This window comes from Crocosphaera sp. XPORK-15E (assembly GCF_034931425.1).
Classification (GTDB): Bacteria; Cyanobacteriota; Cyanobacteriia; order Cyanobacteriales; family Microcystaceae; genus UHCC-0190.
Window position 1 is genome coordinate 1 of the sequence record NZ_JAYGHQ010000058.1, and the last position, 2,924, is coordinate 2,924.

The following is a 2,924-nucleotide window of genomic DNA, read 5'->3' on the forward strand; positions in this document are numbered from 1 at the left end:
TTTAGGTAGAGGTAATTGTCAATTGTCCATTGTTCATTGTCAATTGTTGAATGTTGGTTCCGACATGATATTCCCACATAGGATAAGAATCTTTAGAGTAATTCAACGTAATACCAGTGATGAGGTATTCTTCGTTATTCTCATCTTTCACCTCAACTAATTGCCCTAAGAAAAACTTAGGTTTGGGAATTTTAGAGGAAAGTCCTTGTTCCGAAAACTCTACCTTAATTCTCCGATTTTGTGTCATTTTGTTTTAATAATTCCTCGTCAAACCAGTTATCTTTGAAATCGTAGTTAGGATGAGAAAGTTCTTTAATTCCGACACTGTATTTCCAGCAGGGCTTAGAATCGTCGGAATAACTTAAAGTAATTCCTGTGATAATATAGTCATCGTCATCAATTCCCTCTAAAGGTTCGACGATGACTGATTGCCCTAGATAAAATTTAGGAGTGGGAATTATTGAGTTTAATATGTAAGAAAACTCAATCTTAATTGTCTGATTTTCTGTCATTTTGCTTTAATACTTCCTCATTAAACAAGTCGCTAATTTCTTCGTCACTCATCAACATTAATTTGTCTAATTTAATTTTTGACTGGATAGCAGGGATACCACAACCTCTTGCGTTTAAGTGGGGCTAAAATACAGATAGCTTTTGAACCTTTTTTGACTTGTCTTCCAAGTTCCTGCCATTTATGGTATCCTGCTACCCGTGAAGCTTCACTACATTGAGAAAGAATCAACAAAACGTTATTAAAACTGTAATTGTAGAACTGGGATTGCACTTTAAGGTAACTTTGCCAGTCACCAGATTCTAAGAGTTTTGTTAATCCTTCTTCGAGTAACTGAAATGCTTCTGTGGTTTTATTCTTCGCCATGATTCTAGGGTTTAAATTGTTCCCTAAATCGGCGCAAACGCGCTATTAAAAGATAATTCCTCATGTGACATTTAAGCCGATTAAAATGTATTTAGTTTTTCGAGGAAATTCAAAAAGGGGAAAGAAGACAATACTATCCAGTCAAGACGCTCCTTTAACCTGCATTATTCATGAGAGAATCAAGAAAAAGCTTGAAAGCCTTATGCAGTCTCAAACATAGCGATTTGAGTCCTACAACAGTCTGTGATCTCTATCTATTACTAACTCATGACTGTTTAATTATCTAAAATAATAGCAAAAAATATGTCAAAAAATCTATTTTAGTCTATAATAAATAAAGAAATAAATCAAGGCACTTAGTCCTGTTTTTCATGAAAGAGTTGGCTGCCAATCTCCCATTTAATTTTGCTACCCAGAAACCTTTAGAGGTCAAGTTTTCTGGACTGGATTTAAGTTCAGATGCGGGATTGTTGCTAGTTAAGCAAGCAGAAGAAAATCTGAAAATATGTGAAGGCATAGCCAATTGTTTAGAAGATAATAGAGAACAACATAAAGTTAAGCATCCTCTGTTTCAGTTAGTAAGTCAAAGAATCTATCAAATAGCAGCAGGGTACGAAGATACCAATGATAGTAATTACGTACGTCATGACCCAATTTTCAAGATTATCTGTGATAAAATTCCCAGAATCGGAGGAGAATTATTAGCAAGTCAACCGACTATTAGTAGGTTAGAGAATCAAATAACTAAACAAGAAATTAAAGCTATACGTCGTTTTTTTATCGATAAATTCATTCAAAATCATCCTGAAGATCCACAACAAATTGTTTTAGACATAGATGGCTTTGATGCTTTTACTCATGGACACCAACAATTGAGTTTATTTCATGGTTACTATGGGCATCAAATTTACTTTCCTGTATTAATTAATGAGGCAACAAGTGGTTATCCCTTAATTCTACAACTAAGAGCGGGAAATTCCCACGCAGGTAAAGGGGTTTTAGGATTATTAAGATGGTTATTTTTTCGTTTAAGAAAGGCTTGGCCTGATGTCAAAATAATCTTACGAGGAGATGGGGGATTTTCCTTACCTGAAATTATAAATCTTTGTGAACGAAAAGAGGTGAAATATGTTTTTGGCTTTAGTAATAATGCTGTTTTGAAACGAAAAATTAATTATCTTCTTGACTTGGCGAGATTAGAATATTTTCGGACTCAAGAAAAAGCTCGTTTATTTGATGATGTTTATTATGCCGCTAAGACTTGGGGAAAACCTCGTCGAATTGTGATGAAGGCAGAATGGTTAGATAAAGGTGCAAATCCTCGATTTTTGGTAACTAATTTAGAGATAGAAGCACAAGAACTTTACGATGATTTTTATGTTCAAAGGGGAGCAACTTCCGAGCATCGAATCAAGGAATTTAAACTAGGTCTGAATGCGGATCGTCTCAGTTGTCGTAAATTTATTGTTAATCAATTCCGCTTATTCTTATGTCAAGCTGCTTATATTTTAATGCTTGAACTTCGCGCTTCTGCCCAGGGGACAAGATTGGCAACGGCTCAAGTTTCTCGCTTACGTGAAACCATCATCAAAATTGCTGCAAAAGTGAGTGTTTCTGTTAGAAGAACTCTGGTAGAATTAGCGGCTCATTGTCCTTTTTCTGATGACATACTCTTGATGATACAACGATTATCTTCTGGTCAACAATTAATTTTTTCCTAACATCTATCTTTGATAGGATTGGTGTATCTATATAACATTAATTTAGTTTTTTTTAGCTTTTTTGGCTAGTTGTTTGTGATTTGAACGGCAAGATTACCTACTCTCTTTAAATCCATTTAATAGAAAATAAATATTGATGCTAATTTTTGATTTTTTGGATTTTGTTTTTTTCTTCATGAATAATGCAGGCTAGATTTTATCAAGAAGCTTTTACCGAAGGAGAAGCTAACTTACTTTTACGCCAACTCAACCGTCGCCTTGGGGGAATTCCTACCTCTTTAATTGAGCAAATTAGGGGGTTATCCATCGAACAAATAGAGAACTTA

5 protein-coding genes are annotated in these 2,924 nt (G+C 34.6%); 2 read left to right on the forward strand and 3 right to left on the reverse strand.

Annotation, left to right across the window (positions count from 1 at the left end; translation table 11 throughout):
* Position 1: 1 nt before the first annotated feature.
* The 3 genes from VB691_RS24300 to VB691_RS24310 form a co-directional block, all read right to left on the reverse strand.
* Complete coding sequence (locus VB691_RS24300) at positions 2 to 247, reverse strand: hypothetical protein (protein WP_323294105.1); 246 nt, start codon at positions 245 to 247, stop codon at positions 2 to 4.
* Positions 225 to 512, reverse strand: coding sequence for a hypothetical protein (locus VB691_RS24305; RefSeq protein WP_323294106.1), 288 nt, complete (start codon positions 510 to 512; stop codon positions 225 to 227). Before VB691_RS24305 ends, VB691_RS24300 begins: the two co-directional genes overlap by 23 nt.
* A gap of 71 nt (positions 513 to 583) precedes the next feature.
* Entirely contained in the window at positions 584 to 877 is a 294-nt protein-coding gene (locus VB691_RS24310; RefSeq protein ID WP_323294107.1) for an ArdC family protein, read from the reverse strand.
* A gap of 371 nt (positions 878 to 1,248) precedes the next feature.
* On the opposite strand from VB691_RS24310, the gene VB691_RS24315 reads away from it, so the two are divergent.
* Positions 1,249 to 2,598 carry an IS1380 family transposase gene (locus VB691_RS24315; RefSeq protein ID WP_323294108.1) on the forward strand — a complete coding sequence of 450 codons (1,350 nt, stop codon included), beginning with the start codon at positions 1,249 to 1,251 and terminating at the stop codon, positions 2,596 to 2,598.
* 182 nt (positions 2,599 to 2,780) lie between these two features.
* On the forward strand, positions 2,781 to 2,924 hold a 144-nt coding region (locus VB691_RS24320; protein WP_323294109.1), incomplete at its 3' end, for a DUF4351 domain-containing protein.